We start from the raw sequence: 16,003 nt of genomic DNA on the forward strand, positions 1-16,003 counted from the left end.
ATCGGACCGGCCGCAAAGCCCGGCTCCGTCCCCGTCACGGGTGGGAGCCAATGAAGAAAGTTTATCCCGATGCGAAGTCGGCGCTCGCCGGCATCGTCAAGGACGGCATGATGGTGATGGCCGGCGGTTTCGGTCTCTGCGGCATGCCTTCGACGCTGATCGAGGCGCTGCGCGACAGCGGGGTGAAGAACCTCACATGCGTGTCCAATAACGCCGGCATCGACGGCGCGGGCCTCGGCCTGCTGCTCGAGACGCGGCAGATCAAGAAAATGATCGCCTCCTATGTCGGCGAGAACAAGCTGTTCGCGCAGCAGTTCCTGGCCGGCGAACTCGAGATCGAGTTCAACCCTCAGGGCACACTGGCCGAGCGCATGCGCGCGGGCGGGGCAGGCATCGCCGGCTTCTACACCAAGACCGGCGTCGGCACCGACATCGCCAAGGGCAAGGAAGAGAAGGTTTTCAACGGCGAGCGCTACATCCTGGAAACCGGCCTCGTCGCCGATCTCGCGCTCGTGCACGCCTGGAAAGGCGACACCGAAGGCAACCTCGTCTACCGGAAGACCGCGCGCAACTTCAACCCGATGATGGCAACCGCCGGCCGCATCACCGTCGCCGAGGTCGAGCATCTCGTCGAGCCGGGCGAACTGGACGGCGACATGATCCACACGCCGGGCGTGTTCGTTCAGCGCATCATCAAGACCAATGCCGAGAAGCGCATCGAAGTGCGCACCACGCGCAAGCGCGTCATCGCTTGAGCCATGAACTTTCATTCTCACCGTCATTCCGGGGCGCGCAGGATGCGCGAACCCGGAATCCAGAGACAGGCGCTGACTGTTTGTCTGGATTCCGGATCGCCGTTTCACGGCGTCCGGAATGACTGGCGATAAATCGAACAGGAGACCACAATGGCCTGGACCCGCGACCAGATGGCCGAACGCGCCGCCAAGGAACTGCGCGACGGCTTCTATGTGAACCTCGGCATCGGCATTCCGACGCTGGTGTCGAACTACATCCCGAACGGCATGACCGTGCAGCTGCAAAGCGAGAACGGCATGCTCGGCTTCGGCCCGTTCCCTTACGAGGGCGACGAGGACCCCGACCTGATCAACGCCGGCAAGCAGACCATCACCGAACTGCCGACCACGAGCTTTTTCTCGTCGGCCGACTCGTTCGGTATGATCCGCGGCGGCCATATCGACCTCGCGCTGTTGGGCGCCATGCAGGTGGCGGAGAACGGCGACCTCGCCAACTGGATGATCCCCGGCAAGATGGTGAAGGGCATGGGCGGCGCGATGGATCTCGTCGCCGGCGTCAAGAAAGTGGTCGTCATCATGGAGCACACGGCGAAGGATGCGCCGAAACTGCTGCACAAGTGCGACCTGCCGCTGACCGGCTCGCGCGTCGTCGACATGGTGATCACGGACTTGGGCGTGTTCACCATCGACAAGAAGGGCGACGGCGGCATGACGCTGATCGAGCTTGCGCCGGATGTCTCGCTCGACGAGATCAAGAGCAAGACGCAGGCCACCTTCAAGGTCGATGCAAAGCTGAAGCACTGAGTTTCGATTCTCCTTTCGCAACAAACGCGCGTCGCTGAAAGGCGGCGCGCGTTTTTGTTTTGCGCCGTCGTCGTCCCGGGCGAGCGAGTGAAACGAGCGAGGCCCGGGATCCATAGCCTCCGACTTTGCGGTCCACGATCGGCGATTGCGGTTATGGGTCCCCGCCTTCGCGGGGACGACAGCGTGAGGGACATGCGCCATTGCCCGCATTCTTTGGTCGGCGCCGGGTACGCCGTCGTCCATCTTCCGCTTGAATGCCCCATTTTGAACGGGGCGCGCGGAACGCCGGACGTTTCACCGCGTCCACGGCCCCGTGTGCATTGGCTAAGAGCACACGAGCAAGTCACCGCAGCCGCCGGAAAGCATCCGGCGTTCCGCGCGCAGTGTTGGAAGACGTCGCCATGCAAGCCCCGGCGCGGGTCCGTTCTACGCGCCGCTGTTCCGGCCGCCCGCCGGATGGGGATCGCGCGGCTTCCGTCTGCCGTCTCGCGCGTTGCGTCAACGCGCCAGGCGGCCACCGCGGACCGGTAAGGGGAAACACTCCCGACACCGGCTCCGGTGCGCGGCCTGATCTCCGGCCGCGCTGGTCCGGACCCGCCCCAACGTTCAGCGACGCTGGCCGACGCCCCCGTTCAGACGGGGCGGGATGGAATGAGGGTAGGGAACGCGTGAAAAGGTGTCAAGGAAATAAATCCTATGACGTCGCGTCGGCCCGCGGCGCCATCGCGCAAGGATGCAGGAGACAATCGGAACAATGCCGGATCGGCTCAGTTGCCGGCGTTGCGGAACGATCGCTTGATCGCCAGCAGGCGCTCGTCGCCGCCTCGTTTCGCCTTTTCCTGCGCACGGTATTGCAGGCGGGCCTTGACGCAATCGACCGAACCGATGTGCCACGTCGCGCCGTTGCGGTTGTCGAAGCCATATTGCGAGCAGAGATTGCGGTGCTCGGGGACCAGGATCGAACCGGTGTAAATCCGGTCGCCGATCCCGGCTTGCTCCATAAGGTTGCCGCCCTGATGGCCGGCCTTGTCGCCGCTTTGGCTGCCCGCGTTCCGGCCGTTCAATGGCGCGCGCCACTCTAGCGCCAGCTGTTGCCACACCGGTGTCCAGTCGACGAAATAGAAAATCGCGCTGGCGGCGAACCCGAACCAGACGAACAGCATGACGGCCATCGGCACGTCGCGCCAGTATCGCTGTCTGGATCGCACACGGGTTGTCATGTCGCTCGCTCGTACGCTCGCAAGATCGGGCGGCGCAGCGGCCGCGTCTGCGGCAACAGTCTGATGGACGATGATTAAGAGGGCGTTCTGTCGCCGGGCCGCGAGAATGCGAAAATTGGATCGATTTCAGTGAAAATTCGGTCGCTCGGCGAATTGCGTCAGGCGCATATGCGCGCGTCCGCCACGGCGCAACGCCACCCGGTCTAGCGCGAGCGGGCGGGAACCCCGCGCGCCGTTTCTCCGTTATCGCGGCATGACGGCCGCTCCCGATTTCGACACCGAGGTGCACAAGCTCGAGCGGCGGCTGCCGCGCTGGGCGGGGCGGGTGCTGCACTGGGCGCACACTTCGTCCGCTTGGGTGCGCCTGCCGATCGCCGTGCTGCTGATCGCCGGCGGGGCGCTCGGCTTCCTGCCGGTGCTGGGGTTGTGGATGGCGCCGCTCGGCCTCGCGCTGATGGCGGAGGACGTGCCGTTCCTGCGGCCACCGATGGCGCGGCTGTTCGCCTGGATCAACCGCAAGCTGCGCGATTGAGCGAAGCCCGCATGCCGGGGAAGGGCTTGATCCGGCAGCCGGATTTTGCTGCATGGAGCGGGTAACACCCGTTCCAAGGACGCCCTCCATGCTGACCGAAGCCGAGCGCAAGAAAGCCGTCGAGATCCTGATGCAGGCGCAGAAGGACCGCAAACAGGCGCCACCGCTGTCGGTCACCTTTCCGCATATCGAGATCGAGGACAGCTACGCCATCTCCGCCGACGTGATGCAGCGCAGGGTCGCGGCCGGGCGCAAGCTGATCGGCCACAAGGTGGGGCTGACCTCCAAGGCGATGCAGCGCTCCTCGATGATCGACGAGCCGGACTACGGCTATATCCTCGACGACCAGATGATCGGCGACGGCGCCAAGATCAAACATGCCGACTACTGCAAGCCGCGCGTCGAGGTGGAACTCGCCTTCGTGATCGGCAAGCGGCTCGAAGGGCCGGGCGTCGGCCTTGCCGACGTGCTGCGCGCGACGGAGTACGTCATCCCGGCGATCGAGATCGTCGATGCGCGCATCCAGGACCCGCGCAAGATCACCGACACCGTGGCCGACAACGGCGCGGCGGCGGGCATTGCATTGGGAGGAAGGCCGGTCGGGCCGCTCGACGTCGACCTGCGCTTCGTCGGCGGCATCATGTACCGCAATTCCGAGATCGAGGAGACCGGGCTTGCCGCCGGCGTGCTCGGCCATCCGGCGATGGGCGTCGCCTGGCTCGCCAACAAGATCTGCCAGTACGGCCACGCGATGGAGCCGGGGCATATCGTGCTCGCCGGTTCGTTCACGCGGGTGGTGTTCGCGCAGAAGGGCGACACGCTGCACGCGGATTTCGGGCCGCTCGGCGGCATCGCGATTCAGTTTATTTAACACTTCACTGTCATGCCCTGCCAACGGACCCGCGCAAGCGCGGTCCGATGACAGGCTCCGGCGGGGCATCCAGTAAACACGAAGCTTGAGGTCTAACCGCGGCGCTTGTGTTTACTGGATCATCCGCCTTCGCGGATGATGACGCAGGAGAGGACATCGACATGGATTTCCCGCGTAACGCCTTCAAGGCCGCGCTCGCCGCCGGCAAATTGCAGATCGGCCTGTGGTCGAGCCTCGGCAGCGCTGTCGGCGCCGAGATCGTCGGCGATTGCGGCTTCGACTGGATCCTGTTCGACACCGAGCATTCGCCGAACGAGGTGCCGGACCTACTCGCGCAGTTGCAGGCTTCCCAGAAGGGCACCGCGACGGCGGTGGTGCGGCCGGCCTGGAACGACATGGTGCTGGTGAAGCGCTGCCTCGACATCGGCGCGCAGTCGCTGCTGCTGCCTTATGTGCAGAACGCCAACGAAGCGAAGGCGGCGGTCGCCGCGACCCGCTATCCGCCGGACGGCGTGCGCGGCGTCGCCACCTCGTCGCGCGCGAGCCGCTACGGCCGCATCCCCGGCTATCTGCAGAAGGCGAACAGCGAGATCTGCGTGCTGGTGCAGGCGGAGACGCGCGTGGCGCTCAACGAGCTCGAGGCGATCGCGGCCGTGCCGGGCGTCGATGGCGTGTTCATCGGGCCGGCGGACCTTGCCGCCTCGCTCGGCCATATCGGTAATCCGCAGCACGCCGACGTGCAGGCGGCGCTGAAGGACGCGGTGACGCGGCTCAGGAAAGTCGGCAAGCCGGCCGGCATCCTCACCGCCAACGAAGAGGAAGCGCGGCGCTATATCGAATGGGGCTATCTGTTCGTCGCGGTCGGCGCCGACGTCGGCCTGCTGTCGAAGAACGCCGAGGCGCTCGCCAAGCGTTTCAAGAGTTGATCACGCGGCGGCAAGGCGCGGCCGCGCGCCGCGCGAGCGCATCAGCAGCCACGTCGCGATCGACAGGTTGAGCAGGTTCCAGGCGATGCCGTTCGCGAAGGCGATGCGGTAGGAGCCGGTCATGTCGAAGATCACGCCGGACATCCAGCCGCCGAGCGCCATGCCGAGGATCGTCGCCATGATGACGAAGCCGATGCGGCTGCCGGCCTCCTGCGGCGCGAAATACTCGCGCACGATGATGGCGTAGCTCGGCACGATGCCGCCCTGGAACAGGCCGAACAGGATCGAGATCACGTAGAGCGACGTCAGCCCGTCGAACAGGAAATACAGCACCAGCGCGACGCCCTGCAGCGCCGAGCTCAAGAGCAGCGTGCGCACGCCGCCGATGCGGTCGGCGATGAAGCCGGAGGCGACGCGGCTGATGATGCCGAAGCCGAGCATCAGCGACAGCATCTCGGCGCCGCGCGCGACGCCGTAACCGAGATCGCCGCAATAGGCGACGATATGCACCTGCGGCATCGCCATCGCGACGCAGCAGGCGACGCCGGCGATGCCGAGGATGAGTTGCAGCGCGCCGGGCGACATTCCGAGGTCGGGCGGCGCGCGGCGCACGAAGCCGGTCGCCGAGGGCGCGTCGTGGCGCGGCGGCGGCCGGCGCAACAGCAGCGCGAGCGGCACGATCGCCGCGACGCAAACGGCGGCGACGACCAGGATCGTGACCCGCCAGCCGAAACGGTCGATGCCGTGCTGGATCGCGACCGGCCAGATCGCGCCGGCGATGTAGTTGCCGGACGCGGCGATCGCCACCGCGATGCCGCGGCGGCGATCGAACCAGTGCGAGATGTCGGCCATCAGCGGCCCGAAGAACACCGCGGTGCCGAGGCCGGCGACGACGCCTTGCCCGAGCGCGAAAATCCACAGGCTGTGCGCCTGCGAGGCGAGCACATAGCCGAGCCCCATCAGGATCGCGCTGCCGATCACCGGCACCATGACGCCGATACGGTCGGTCAGCTTGCCGAGCAGCACGCCGCCGGCGGCGAAGCCGAGCATGCACAGCGTGTAGGGGAGCGAGGCGGCGGCGCGGTCGATGGCGAATTCCGCCTGCACGGCCGGCAGCGTCACCGGCACCGACCACATGCCGACGCCGCCGATGGTGCCGATCAGCGTGGCGACGACGAGCCGCCGCCAGGCGGTTGCGGAATCCGGGCCGTCGGCGGCCAGGCTCGCGGAGGAAGCGTCAGGCAATGTCATGATCCCGGTCTTGGCGGGTATCTATCCCATGTTTGCCGGGGTTTTCCTAGCGCGCGGGAACCTTGTCCCAGATCAAAGCTCTTGATCCTTTGATGAGGGATTTTGATGCCATCGCGGCTCTCGGCGGCTCACGACCGTTCAGGGGCTGCGGGCTCAGGGAGAACCCCTCATGCGAGGCAATGCGCCGCTGCACGACGTCGCTCATCTGGGCAGTGTCGAGCTTTACACGCCGAAGCCGGAGCGCAGTCTGTGGTATTTCCGCGATCTGCTCGGGATGGAGCCGGTGCATGAAAGCGGACTCTCGGTCTACTTGCGCGGCTACGGCGATTACGCGACCTCGACGCTCAAGCTGACGACCGCGCAGGATGCCGGCGTCGGCGTCATCTCGTGGCGCGCGGCGAGCCCGGAAGCGCTCGAGCGGCGCGCGGCCGCGATCACGGCGGCGGGTCTGGCCATCGGCTGGACCAATGGCGATTACGGGCGCGGGCGGTCGTTCCGTTTTCGCGATCCCGACGGCCATGTGATGGAGGTCTATTACGAGGAGCAGAAATTCGTCGCGCCGCCGGAGCTGCACTCGAATTTGAAAAACCTGCCGCAGAAATATACCGGCCGCGGCGTCGGCGTACGCCGGGTCGATCATCTGGCGCTGCTCGCCAACGATGTGGAGCCGAACCGCAAGTTCGCCACCGAGCTGCTCGGGTTCCAGCTGCGCGAGCAGGTGCGTTACGATCGGGGCACCAAGGAAATCGGCTCATGGATGAGCCCAACCGCGATCCATCATCAGCTCGCTTATGTGATGGACGTGAAGGGCGGGCGCGGGCGGCTGCATCATTTCTCGATGTGGGTCGACAACCGCGACGACGTGCTGCGCGCGGCCGACATTCTCACCGAGAACGGCATCTTTATCGAGGCCGGCCCGTCCAAGCACAACAACTCGCAGGGCTTCTACCTCTATAGCTACGAGCCGGGCGGCAACCGCGTCGAGGTCTATTCCGGCAGCTATCTCGTCACCGCACCGGACTGGGAACCGGTGACCTGGAATGAGGAGGAGCGCGGCACCGGCACCTATTGGGGCGCGACGCTGCCGGACAGCTTCATCGAATATGGCACCCCTGATGTGAAAGGCTCGGCGTCGTCGAAGGTGCCGGAGCACCTCAAGGACGCCATCGCGTCGCTGTCGTGAGCCGCGGCGGACTTTTCGGGCAAAAATAACGGCCGGCTAGTCTATTCAAAACATTGGCGAATCAGCTATCAACGCCCGAGTTTTCCACAGCACCTGCGTCGTTGTCGGTTTGTCAGTCGGGTTGCGGTCTCTCCTGCCGGGAGCGGCCTCGTGATGTCCCGCGTTCGGCAAGATCACGCAAGGATCGCTGATGGCTTCGCGCCAGTCTGCCTCGCCGCTCGACACCGCCGCGGCTTCGCCTTTGAACGACGTCGCCTTGCGATGGAGCAACCTCGCGGACCGGCGGCTCGCTTACTACATATCGCTCTATGAGAGCGGGCGCTGGCGCCACTATTTCGACGAGCGGCAGTTTCTCGCCCGCATTCGCGACGTGAAAAGGGCGGCGACCGAATGGGACAGGATCGCAAGCAAGACCACGCTGACCGACAGGCTGGCGGGTTGATCGCGCGACTCGCGGCGGCGGCCGCGCTCGCAGCCGTGACGGTCGCGGCGCAGGCCGCAACACCCGATCCCGAGACGCTCAAACGCGGCGAGGCGCTGCTCAACAAGAATTGCGCGATGTGCCATGCGATCGGGCCGACCGGCGACAGCCCGCGGGCCGGAGCGCCGGCTTTTCGCATGCTCGGACAAAAATATCCCGTCGAGTCGCTGGAGGAGGCGCTGGGCGAGGGCCTCGTCTCGGGCCACCCCGATATGCCGGAATTCCGGTTTGAGGCGGACGATGTCGGTGCCATCATCGCCTATCTGAAGTCGATCCAGCAGCGCTGACCGCGCCGCCGCCGCAACGCCCGCCTTTCCGCCCGCAACGAGCGCCATCATTCCATGAGCATTCTGTTCTCGCCGGTCCGGCTTGCCGGGACCGAACTCGCCAACCGCATCGTCGTGTCGCCGATGTGCCAGTACAGCGCCAATGACGGCTGCGCGACCGACTGGCACATGATGCATCTCGGCATGCTGGCGAATTCCGGCGCCGCGCTGGTGGTGGTGGAGGCGACCGCGGTGGAGCGGATCGGCCGCATCACTCACGGCTGCGTCGGGCTTTACTCCGACGACAACGAGATGGCGCTGGCGCGTGTCGTGCGGCAATGCCGCCGGCTCGGCACCGCGAAGTTCGGCATCCAGCTCGCCCATGCGGCGCGCAAGGCTTCGGCGGCCGTGCCGTGGGATGGCGGCAAGGCGCTTGCCCCGGAGGCCGACCCCTGGCCGACGCTTGCCCCGTCCGCAATCCCGTTCGGCGACGGCTGGCCCGCGCCGCGCGCGGCAACGCCGGCCGACTTCGCGCGCATCCGCGACGCCTTCGTCGCGTCCGCGAAGCGCGCGCTGCGGATCGGCTTCGATGCCATCGAGCTGCACATGGCGCACGGCTATCTGTTCCACAGCCTGATGTCGCCGCTGTCGAACCGGCGCACCGACGACTATGGCGGCTCGTTCGAGAACCGCATGCGGTTTCCGCTGGAGGTCGCGCGCGCGGTGCGCGCCGTGGTGCCGAAGGACGTACCGCTCGGCGCGCGCATCACTGGCAGCGACTGGCGCGAGGGCGGGTTGACGCCCGACGACGCCGTGCGGATTGCCAAGGCGCTCAAGGGCGCGGGGCTCGATTTTCTCTGTGTGTCGTCCGGCGGACTTTATGCCGACATCCGCAATCCGAACGAGCCGGGCTACAACGTCGCGATCGCCGAGCGGGTGACGCGCGAGGCGGCGATCCCGACCCGCGTGGTCGGCCTCATCCTCGAGCCGCAACAGGCCGAGGCGATCGTCGCGTCGGGCAAGGCCGACATGGTGGCGCTCGGCCGCGCGCTGCTCGACGACCCGCACTGGGGCTGGCATGCCGCCAAGGCGCTGAAGGCGGACGTAGCGCGGCCGCCGCAATATCTGCGCGCCGGGCCGCAGCTCTGGGCGCCGGCGGCATCGAGCTGACGCGGCCGGCATGACACCCTTCGTCTTCGCCGCCGTTCTGTTCGCGGCCGTCTGTCACGCCGGCTGGAACGCCGTCATCAAGATCGGCCTCGAGCCGCTGGCCGCGACGACGCTGATCTCGGCCGGCTCGGCGGCGGTCGCCGCGCCGCTGCTGTTCGTGTTCGGCGTGCCGGATGCGGCCTCGTGGCCCTGGGCGGTGGCGTCGGTCGTCATCCATCTGTTTTATTTCGTCGGACTGTCGGAAGCCTATCGCACCGGCGATCTCGGCCAGGTCTATCCGCTGGCGCGCGGCGCGGCGCCTTTGATGACTGCGGCGTTAAGCCCGCTGTTCGTCGGCGAGTGGCTCGGCCTCATCGCCTGGGCGGGCGTCACGCTGCTCACGACCGGCGTGGTGCTGCTGTCGTTCCGTGGCGGCCGTCAGGTCGCGGGCTTCGATCGCCGCGCCGTCGGCTTCGCGCTGTTCACCGCGGTGACGATCTGCGCCTATACGCTGGTGGATGGGATCGGCGCGCGGCTCGCCGGCGTTCCGAACGCCTATTCGAGCTGGATGTTCTTTCTCAATGGCTTCGCGCTGATAGCGCTGACGGTATGGTGGCTCGGCCGCGGCGTCATCGCCGACATGGCGCGGTTCTGGAAGCGCGGGCTTGCCGCCGGCGCGATGCAACTGCTGTCCTACTCGATCGTGCTCTGGGCGATGACGCAGGCGCCGATCGCTTTGGTCGCCGCGCTGCGCGAGACCAGCGTGCTGTTCGGCGCGGCGATTGCTGTGGTTTTCCTGCGCGAACCGCTGCGGCCGGCGCGTATCGTCGCGGCGGTGCTGATCGTCGCGGGACTGGTCGTGATCCGGTATCATTAGCATTCCCCGCTCACCCCCGCGAAAGCGGGGGTCCAAGCTGGATTCCCGCTTGCGCGGGAATGAGCGGAGTCTGCTGAAGATCAGAGAGCGAACTCAGGAAACTCGCGTTCGAGCCGGGCGAGATCGGCGGGTTCATCGACGTCCCATAGCATCGGCAGCTCAAGCGCGCGCAAGGCGAGCCGCGCGATGCGAGCGCGGGTGTCCGCCATCACCTGCGGCGTGCTCCATGTCATGCCGGTCATCAGGTCCGGCTGCGGCCGGGCGGCGCCGATCAGCACATAGCCGCCGTCCTCAGCGGGCGTGAGCACCACATCGTTGCCGTCCTGCAAGGCGCGTCCCGCGTGCCGGAGACGATCGCCGGTCAGCGCCGGACAGTCGGTGCCGATGACGATGACCGGGCCGCGCGCGGCGGTCATCGCGGCCAGCATCCGCGCGCCGAGATCGCCGGACGGTTGCGTTTCAAGCGCGATGGCGTGGCGGGCCGCCAATGCGCGAAACGCCGGATGGCGGGGATCGGGCGTGGTCCATAATGTAACCGGGCCGATAGCCGCTGCCGCCGCCGTCTCGGCGGCGCGCTCCAGCAGGCGTTCGGCCAGCACCGCCGCGCCATGCGCGCCGAGTTCGGGAATGAGCCGCGTCTTGGCGAGGCCGGCGACCGGCGCCTTGGCCATGATGGCGATGCGAATGTCAGCGGTCGGCATAGCGGCGGGCGAGATCCTGCGGGTCGGCGCCGCGCCAGTAGTCGAAACGCAGCCGCCACATCAGCAGGATGGTACGCAAGACGCCATGACGCTGCCAGCGGCGGCCCGAGGTGACGGCGCGTGCCGAAAGGCAGAGCGGGCGCGACAGGTTTTTCAGCCGCGCCGACAGCGCGATGTCCTCCATCAGCGCGATCTCCGGGAAGCGGCCGGCGCGCTCGAAAGCGTCGCGGATGACGAAGATCGCCTGATCGCCGGTGGCGATGCCGGTCGCGCGCGAGCGAAGGTTCATCATGCGGCCGACGATGGCGAGCGCCGGCGGGCCGTCGATCGTCACGTCGAAGCGCCCCCAGACATGCGCGCCGTCCGCGAGTCCGTCGCGGATCAGGCGATCCGCGCCGGCGGGAAGCTGCGTGTCGGCGTGAAGAAAGAGAATCGCGTCGCCGCTTGCGGCGGCGGCTCCGGCGTTCATCTGCGCGGCGCGGCCGCGCGGCGCAACGATGACGCGATCACAATGCGGAGCGGCGAGCGAGGCGGTCGCGTCGGTGCTGCCGCCGTCGGCGACGATCACCTCCGCGCCGCCGCGGCGCAGCGGAGCAAGGCGCTCCAGCGCGGGCGCGATCCCGGCCGCCTCGTTCAGCACGGGAATGACGATGGACAGGCGCATGGATCAAACGCGCAGGCGGGCGCGGGCGATGTCGTAAGCCGGACCGGAGGCGATGCGCGCATGATAGGAGACATGCGCCGGCGAGCCTTCCGGCCAGCGCGCCAGGAACCGCGCCATGAAGGCTTGCGTGTCGTAGGCGACCGGCAGCGCGTCGATGAACACCCCGTCGCGTGCCATCCCGTAGAGCGGCGCGTGCGGCGAGGGACGCATCGAGATGCGTGTCAGCGCGCCATAAGTCGTGCCGGTGAAGTTCGGCATGCCGGACGCGCCGTTGTTGGCGACGGTCATGCGGCCCGACGGCAGCACAAAATCGCGTAGCGCGGCGAGGCAGCTATGGGTGCAGGCGAACAGGTCGATGACCGAGAGACGGCGCACCTCGTTGCGCCAGTTCGCGCCTGCGGGATCGTCGAGCGCATCGTTCGCGAAGCGCCAGCCGGCGAGCGCGCCGGCGTCGCCGTGCACGATGCCGACACGAAGCGGACCGACCTGCGCGACGAGATGCATCGGCAGCGCGGCGAGCCGCCAGCGCTGGGCGGAATCGGCGTTGGCGCGCAACGCGCTGAGGATCTCGTTCGAGCGCGTCACCACGCCCTGATCGACCGAGGGCGGGTAGGCGCAGCCGCAGCCGGCGCCGACATCGCCCGCGCGGGCGATCTCGCTTTCGACATTGCCGCGCAGCGCGCGATGCGGCGCAACACCGGCTTCGATGTCCGCGAACCAGTCCGGCGCGGCGTCGAACCAGTGGAAGTCGCCGTTGAAAACGAGGGTGGCGCTATCGGCCGCCGCCATGCGCGCGATCTCGCGCAGCGCCTGCGTGTTGCCGTAGAGCCCGCCGACGACATAGAGCGTGTCGGCGGCGAAGTCCGCCGCGCGGTTCAGAACCGCCGGCGAATAGGTGTAGTCGGTCGGGCAGACGCGGCCGGCATCCATCGGCGCGGCGGGAGCGTGCAGCGTCATTCCGCGGCGTCCTTCAGCGCGCCGCCGCAGCTCGAACCTTGCCCGGCGGTGCAGCCATAGCAGTGGCCGGCGACGCGGATCGGCCGGCCGTCGAGCGGCGTATCGAGAATGTCGCGCAGATACGGGCGGGCCTTGTCGTGCGGCATGGCGAGGCCGAGCATCTGGTTGAAGTCGCAGTCGTAGACATAGCCCTGCCAGTCCACCGAGATCAGGTGGCGGCACATCACGCCGTCGAGATTGGCGTCGAGATGGGCGTGCTGCAGCAGGTCGAGATAACCGTCGAACTCGCCTTTGGTGACGAGCGCCGAGCCGAAGCGCTGGATCGGCATGTTGGCGAGCACGAACAGGTTGTTGAAAACGATGCCGTAGCGCTCGGCGAGGATGCGCTTGTAGTCGGCCTCGAGCGCGGCCTGTGGCGGCGGCAGCGACGGGCCTTGCGGATTGTAGACGAGGTTGAGGACGAGGGCCGGATCGCGGCCGTAGCCGAGCGCGTTGAGCGCTTGAAGGCCGCGGATCGAGCCGTCGAACACGCCCTTGCCGCGCTGGGCATCGACATTGCTTTCCAGATAGCACGGCATCGAGGCGACGATTTCGATGCCGTTGCTGGCGAGAAACGCGCCGAGATCCTCATGGCCCTCGACCTCGAGAATGGTGAGGTTGCAACGGTCCATCACCTTGGCGCCGCGCGCGCGTGCGCCGGCGGCGAGGCGGCGGAAATGCGGGTTCAATTCCGGTGCGCCGCCGGTGATGTCGAGCGTTGTGATGTGGCGGCGTTCGATGAAATCGAGCACGAGATCGATCGTTTCGCCGTCCATCTCCTCGGTGCGCTTCGGGCTGGCGCCGACATGGCAGTGGAAGCAGGACTGGTTGCAGCGGTAGCCGACATTGACCTGCAGGGTGTCGAGCCGCCCGCGCGCGATGGCGGGAAAGTCGATCCTGTCGAGCAAGGCCAGCGTATCGCGCATGTCGCAAATCCAGTCGCAATTCCGGGTGAGTCCGCGGCGAGTGTGCCACGCGGCGCGCAGCGGCGGCACCCCGTTTCAGCGCATGCGAGACACATGACCGTGAGGGCGGTGTGAGCCGCCTTCGTGCGGGGGATCAGCGCGCGAGCGCGACCGCTTCGCCGGGGCCGAAGCCGATGCGGCCGTAGCCCGGCAGCTTGATACCGGGATGGCGCAGGTCGATGCCGGCGACGAGGCCGAGCAGGTTGACCTCGATGCCCTCGACCCAGGCGAGCTTGATGCCGGCGAGGCCCCAGAGGTTCAGCTCGACGCCGGTGCGGCTGTCGGTCGGCCCGGCATAGAAGCCGGGGCGGAAGTCGCGCCCCATCGCGTTCGAGGGCAGGCTGACCTGCAGTTCCGGCACCGCGCGCAGCACGGCGGCGACGAAGCTGTTGCTGTTGGGGCCGGGCCAGATGCGGTAGTCGCCGTAGTCGTTGAACGGGTAGGCGGCGATCGCCTGCTCGACTTTCGGGATGACGCGTTCGGCGTCCGCGCCGTGCAGGTCGGCGATGGCGACCGGCATGTTGCCGTACCAGCGGCCGTCCGCCGCCCAGTTGTTCATGCGGACCGGGCGGCCCCAGCCGACCACGTCGTAGCGCGTCCAGTCCTTGGCGCCGGCCGGCTTGAACACGATCCAGCTATGGACGGCGAAGATGCCCTTCCACGCGCCGGTGGTGCCGGTGAAGACGACGAGGCGGGCGCCGGGCTCCTCGCTGGCCGGGGGCAGCGTTTTGGTGCTCGACCAGTCGGCGTCGCGCCAGCTGCGCGGCGTGTCGCCGGCGACGTAAAGCGCGGCGCGCGCGACCAGCGGCAACAGGAAGACGATCAGGATGGCAAGCATGAGGGGACGGCGCAGGCGGCGGGGTGGGGTCATTCGCTGGTTATATGGGCTGGAGTCCGGCGGAACAAAGGCGAGGTTTTTGCTTCGCTCATTCCCGCGAAAGCGGGAATCCAGCTTCTCTCTTGCGAAATTTCAGGAAAGTCAGCATGGGTCCCCGCTTTCGCGGGGACGAACGGAGAATGAAATCTTCGTGAGGTGGTCTTTAGCGGCTGACCGTGTTGCCGGCGATGCGCAGATGCGCGAAGGCCGTCGCGCCGTCTTTCGTCAGGTCGCCGGTCGCCGGCTTGTCCCAGCGCATGCCAACCACCGCGCCGTCCTTGGCGTCCGCAATCACGTTGCCGGTGATGGTGGCCTTGCCTGCGCCCTCGACCACCGTGACGCCGATGCCGATGCCGGTCTTGCGCAGCGTGTTGCGGCTGACGGTGACATTGCGGAGATACTTGCCGGAGCCGACCTCGATGCCCATTACCGGCGCATTCTCGATGGTGTTGCCGGTGACCTCGGTGTCGGCCTCGACGCCGATGCCGACGCCATGGGAATCCGGTCCGCCCTGCGGCCGCTTGTTGACCATGTTGCGGATGGTGTTGTTGCGCACCACCGCGCCGTGGCCGCCCTTGTCCATGTTAGTGACGGCGATGCCGACCGCGGCGACGTCGATCAGGTTGCCCTCGATGGTCGCGTCCTCGAACTCGAATTCGGAATAGATCGCGACCTCGCCGAGCGCGTAGCATTTGTTGCCGATAATTTTGATGCGCGAGGCGGCGTTGCCGCGCACGGCGGTAAAGGCGGCCTTGCGGATCGTGTTGTTGCGCACGATGACGTCGGCGGCGCGAAACACGTTGATGGCGTTGCCGTTCTGTCCGTCGCCGCCGCCGCGCGCCTGCGTATCCTCGATGGTGTTGTCCTCGATCGTGCTGCCGTCGCTCTGCTTTACGGAGCGCCAGACACGGATGCCACCATTGCCGGAACGCGCGATGGCGTTGCCGCGAATGAGCAGCTTGCTGTCGAGGCAGAACAGCGCGGTATCGCCTGCGTCGGCAATCGTGTTATCGCCGACGATGCCGCCGCATAGAGTGAGCGACAGCGCATTGCCGTTCACGTTTGTTACGGTGCAGCCGGAGACGAGCAGGCGCTGCGCCTGCGTCACCTGCACAAGCCCGCCATTGCCGGCGATGGCCAGGCCGCCGCCGTCGAGCGTGAGGCCGGACAGCGAGACGCCGGTGGCGTCGCGCGCGGTGAGCAGGGCATCGCCGCCGCCGAACACGATGCGGGTCGCGCCGGGCTTGGTTCCAGGTTTGGCGGCGATCCGCGCGCCGGAGGGCAGCGCGAGGTCGTGGGCGCGCCATGTGCCGGGCGGCAGCGTCAGCAGCGTGTTGCCGCGCGCGGCGCGGTCGATGAGCGACTGCAATTCCTGCGACCTGTCCTCGGCGGCATGGACCTGCGCGCCGAACGAAGCGGTGGCGAGCGAGCCGAGCAGGAGGTGGCGGCGGGTGAAACGCATGCCGCCATCATGGCGGGCAGGGG

Annotated in this window: 18 protein-coding genes; 10 read left to right on the plus strand and 8 right to left on the minus strand. The window is 67.4% G+C overall.

From position 1 onward, the window contains the following. The first annotated feature begins 50 nt into the window (after positions 1-50). Together AB7F10_RS07330 and AB7F10_RS07335 are read left to right on the plus strand one after the other, a co-directional pair. Entirely contained in the window at positions 51-755 is a 705-nt protein-coding gene (locus tag AB7F10_RS07330) for a CoA transferase subunit A (RefSeq protein WP_428559114.1), read from the plus strand. Positions 756-905: 150 nt separating this feature from the next. Continuing rightward, on the plus strand, positions 906-1,559 hold the full coding sequence (locus AB7F10_RS07335; protein WP_428559112.1) for a CoA transferase subunit B: 654 nt from the start codon (positions 906-908) through the stop codon (positions 1,557-1,559). Between the two features lie 767 nt (positions 1,560-2,326). Here AB7F10_RS07335 and AB7F10_RS07340 read toward each other — a convergent pair. Beyond that, the gene (locus tag AB7F10_RS07340) at positions 2,327-2,731 is read right to left on the minus strand and encodes a hypothetical protein (RefSeq protein WP_428559110.1); all 405 of its coding nucleotides are present in this window, start codon (positions 2,729-2,731) and stop codon (positions 2,327-2,329) included. 301 nt (positions 2,732-3,032) lie between these two features. Between AB7F10_RS07340 and AB7F10_RS07345 the strand changes: the two genes are divergently transcribed. From AB7F10_RS07345 to AB7F10_RS07355, 3 genes are all read left to right on the plus strand, one after another. After that, positions 3,033-3,311 (plus strand): hypothetical protein, encoded by a 279-nt coding sequence (locus AB7F10_RS07345; protein ID WP_428559108.1) that lies wholly within the window; start codon positions 3,033-3,035, stop codon positions 3,309-3,311. Between the two features lie 88 nt (positions 3,312-3,399). Further along, positions 3,400-4,182 (plus strand): fumarylacetoacetate hydrolase family protein, encoded by a 783-nt coding sequence (locus AB7F10_RS07350; protein WP_428559106.1) that lies wholly within the window; start codon positions 3,400-3,402, stop codon positions 4,180-4,182. A gap of 161 nt (positions 4,183-4,343) precedes the next feature. Beyond that, a complete protein-coding gene (locus AB7F10_RS07355; protein WP_428559104.1) occupies positions 4,344-5,108 on the plus strand; it encodes an HpcH/HpaI aldolase family protein in 765 nt (254 codons plus the stop codon). Here the strand turns inward: AB7F10_RS07355 and AB7F10_RS07360 are convergent, their stop codons facing one another. Then, complete coding sequence (locus tag AB7F10_RS07360) at positions 5,109-6,359, minus strand: MFS transporter (RefSeq protein WP_428559102.1); 1,251 nt, start codon at positions 6,357-6,359, stop codon at positions 5,109-5,111. It abuts the gene before it with no gap. A 169-nt stretch (positions 6,360-6,528) separates the two neighbouring features. Here AB7F10_RS07360 and AB7F10_RS07365 point away from each other — a divergent pair, with 169 nt between their 5' ends. The 5 genes from AB7F10_RS07365 to AB7F10_RS07385 all read left to right on the plus strand — a co-directional run bounded on the left by AB7F10_RS07365 (position 6,529) and on the right by AB7F10_RS07385 (position 10,315). Beyond that, entirely contained in the window at positions 6,529-7,542 is a 1,014-nt protein-coding gene (locus AB7F10_RS07365) for a VOC family protein (protein WP_428559100.1), read from the plus strand. A 190-nt stretch (positions 7,543-7,732) separates the two neighbouring features. Further along, positions 7,733-7,984: a TIGR03809 family protein gene (locus AB7F10_RS07370; RefSeq protein ID WP_428559098.1), complete on the plus strand. Its 252-nt coding sequence runs from the start codon at positions 7,733-7,735 to the stop codon at positions 7,982-7,984. Next, positions 7,981-8,310 carry a c-type cytochrome gene (locus AB7F10_RS07375; protein WP_428559096.1) on the plus strand — a complete coding sequence of 110 codons (330 nt, stop codon included), beginning with the start codon at positions 7,981-7,983 and terminating at the stop codon, positions 8,308-8,310. The genes AB7F10_RS07370 and AB7F10_RS07375 overlap by 4 nt, the downstream gene beginning before the upstream one ends. Before the next feature lie 54 nt (positions 8,311-8,364). Further along, complete coding sequence (locus AB7F10_RS07380; RefSeq protein ID WP_428559094.1) at positions 8,365-9,459, plus strand: NADH:flavin oxidoreductase/NADH oxidase; 1,095 nt, start codon at positions 8,365-8,367, stop codon at positions 9,457-9,459. A gap of 10 nt (positions 9,460-9,469) precedes the next feature. Continuing rightward, the gene (locus AB7F10_RS07385) at positions 9,470-10,315 is read left to right on the plus strand and encodes an EamA family transporter (RefSeq protein WP_428559092.1); all 846 of its coding nucleotides are present in this window, start codon (positions 9,470-9,472) and stop codon (positions 10,313-10,315) included. Between the two features lie 80 nt (positions 10,316-10,395). Here AB7F10_RS07385 and AB7F10_RS07390 read toward each other — a convergent pair whose 3' ends face one another. The 6 genes from AB7F10_RS07390 to AB7F10_RS07415 form a co-directional block, all read right to left on the minus strand. Next, on the minus strand, positions 10,396-11,016 hold the full coding sequence (locus AB7F10_RS07390; protein WP_428559090.1) for a TIGR04282 family arsenosugar biosynthesis glycosyltransferase: 621 nt from the start codon (positions 11,014-11,016) through the stop codon (positions 10,396-10,398). Beyond that, positions 11,003-11,680: a TIGR04283 family arsenosugar biosynthesis glycosyltransferase gene (locus AB7F10_RS07395; RefSeq protein WP_428559088.1), complete on the minus strand. Its 678-nt coding sequence runs from the start codon at positions 11,678-11,680 to the stop codon at positions 11,003-11,005. Before AB7F10_RS07395 ends, AB7F10_RS07390 begins: the two co-directional genes overlap by 14 nt. A gap of 3 nt (positions 11,681-11,683) precedes the next feature. Continuing rightward, the gene (locus AB7F10_RS07400) at positions 11,684-12,637 is read right to left on the minus strand and encodes a hypothetical protein (RefSeq protein ID WP_428559086.1); all 954 of its coding nucleotides are present in this window, start codon (positions 12,635-12,637) and stop codon (positions 11,684-11,686) included. Continuing rightward, entirely contained in the window at positions 12,634-13,602 is a 969-nt protein-coding gene (gene arsS, locus AB7F10_RS07405; protein WP_428559084.1) for an arsenosugar biosynthesis radical SAM (seleno)protein ArsS, read from the minus strand. The genes AB7F10_RS07400 and arsS overlap by 4 nt, the downstream gene beginning before the upstream one ends. A gap of 133 nt (positions 13,603-13,735) precedes the next feature. After that, a complete protein-coding gene (locus AB7F10_RS07410) occupies positions 13,736-14,479 on the minus strand; it encodes a DUF3750 domain-containing protein (RefSeq protein WP_428587141.1) in 744 nt (247 codons plus the stop codon). 202 nt (positions 14,480-14,681) lie between these two features. Continuing rightward, positions 14,682-15,980 carry a TIGR03808 family TAT-translocated repetitive protein gene (locus AB7F10_RS07415; protein ID WP_428559078.1) on the minus strand — a complete coding sequence of 433 codons (1,299 nt, stop codon included), beginning with the start codon at positions 15,978-15,980 and terminating at the stop codon, positions 14,682-14,684. Positions 15,981-16,003: the final 23 nt, after the last annotated feature.

The organism is Pseudolabrys sp. (assembly GCF_050250095.1).
GTDB lineage: Bacteria > Pseudomonadota > Alphaproteobacteria > Rhizobiales > Xanthobacteraceae > Pseudolabrys.

Excerpts from the sequence above, each read along its gene's own strand:
- AB7F10_RS07340 (WP_428559110.1), bottom strand. The coding sequence starts at position 2,731 with ATGGCCGTCATGCTGTTCGTCTGGTTCGGGTTCGCCGCCAGCGCGATT.
- AB7F10_RS07415 (WP_428559078.1), bottom strand. The coding sequence starts at position 15,980 with ATGCGTTTCACCCGCCGCCACCTCCTGCTCGGCTCGCTCGCCACCGCT.
- AB7F10_RS07365 (WP_428559100.1), top strand. The coding sequence starts at position 6,529 with ATGCGAGGCAATGCGCCGCTGCACGACGTCGCTCATCTGGGCAGTGTC.
- AB7F10_RS07410 (WP_428587141.1), bottom strand. The coding sequence starts at position 14,479 with ATGCTTGCCATCCTGATCGTCTTCCTGTTGCCGCTGGTCGCGCGCGCC.
- AB7F10_RS07380 (WP_428559094.1), top strand. The coding sequence starts at position 8,365 with ATGAGCATTCTGTTCTCGCCGGTCCGGCTTGCCGGGACCGAACTCGCC.
- AB7F10_RS07385 (WP_428559092.1), top strand. The coding sequence starts at position 9,470 with ATGACACCCTTCGTCTTCGCCGCCGTTCTGTTCGCGGCCGTCTGTCAC.
- AB7F10_RS07335 (WP_428559112.1), top strand. The coding sequence starts at position 906 with ATGGCCTGGACCCGCGACCAGATGGCCGAACGCGCCGCCAAGGAACTG.
- AB7F10_RS07360 (WP_428559102.1), bottom strand. The coding sequence starts at position 6,359 with ATGACATTGCCTGACGCTTCCTCCGCGAGCCTGGCCGCCGACGGCCCG.
- AB7F10_RS07370 (WP_428559098.1), top strand. The coding sequence starts at position 7,733 with ATGGCTTCGCGCCAGTCTGCCTCGCCGCTCGACACCGCCGCGGCTTCG.
- AB7F10_RS07350 (WP_428559106.1), top strand. The coding sequence starts at position 3,400 with ATGCTGACCGAAGCCGAGCGCAAGAAAGCCGTCGAGATCCTGATGCAG.
- arsS (WP_428559084.1), bottom strand. The coding sequence starts at position 13,602 with ATGCGCGATACGCTGGCCTTGCTCGACAGGATCGACTTTCCCGCCATC.
- AB7F10_RS07390 (WP_428559090.1), bottom strand. The coding sequence starts at position 11,016 with ATGCCGACCGCTGACATTCGCATCGCCATCATGGCCAAGGCGCCGGTC.
- AB7F10_RS07330 (WP_428559114.1), top strand. The coding sequence starts at position 51 with ATGAAGAAAGTTTATCCCGATGCGAAGTCGGCGCTCGCCGGCATCGTC.
- AB7F10_RS07395 (WP_428559088.1), bottom strand. The coding sequence starts at position 11,680 with ATGCGCCTGTCCATCGTCATTCCCGTGCTGAACGAGGCGGCCGGGATC.
- AB7F10_RS07345 (WP_428559108.1), top strand. The coding sequence starts at position 3,033 with ATGACGGCCGCTCCCGATTTCGACACCGAGGTGCACAAGCTCGAGCGG.
- AB7F10_RS07400 (WP_428559086.1), bottom strand. The coding sequence starts at position 12,637 with ATGACGCTGCACGCTCCCGCCGCGCCGATGGATGCCGGCCGCGTCTGC.
- AB7F10_RS07355 (WP_428559104.1), top strand. The coding sequence starts at position 4,344 with ATGGATTTCCCGCGTAACGCCTTCAAGGCCGCGCTCGCCGCCGGCAAA.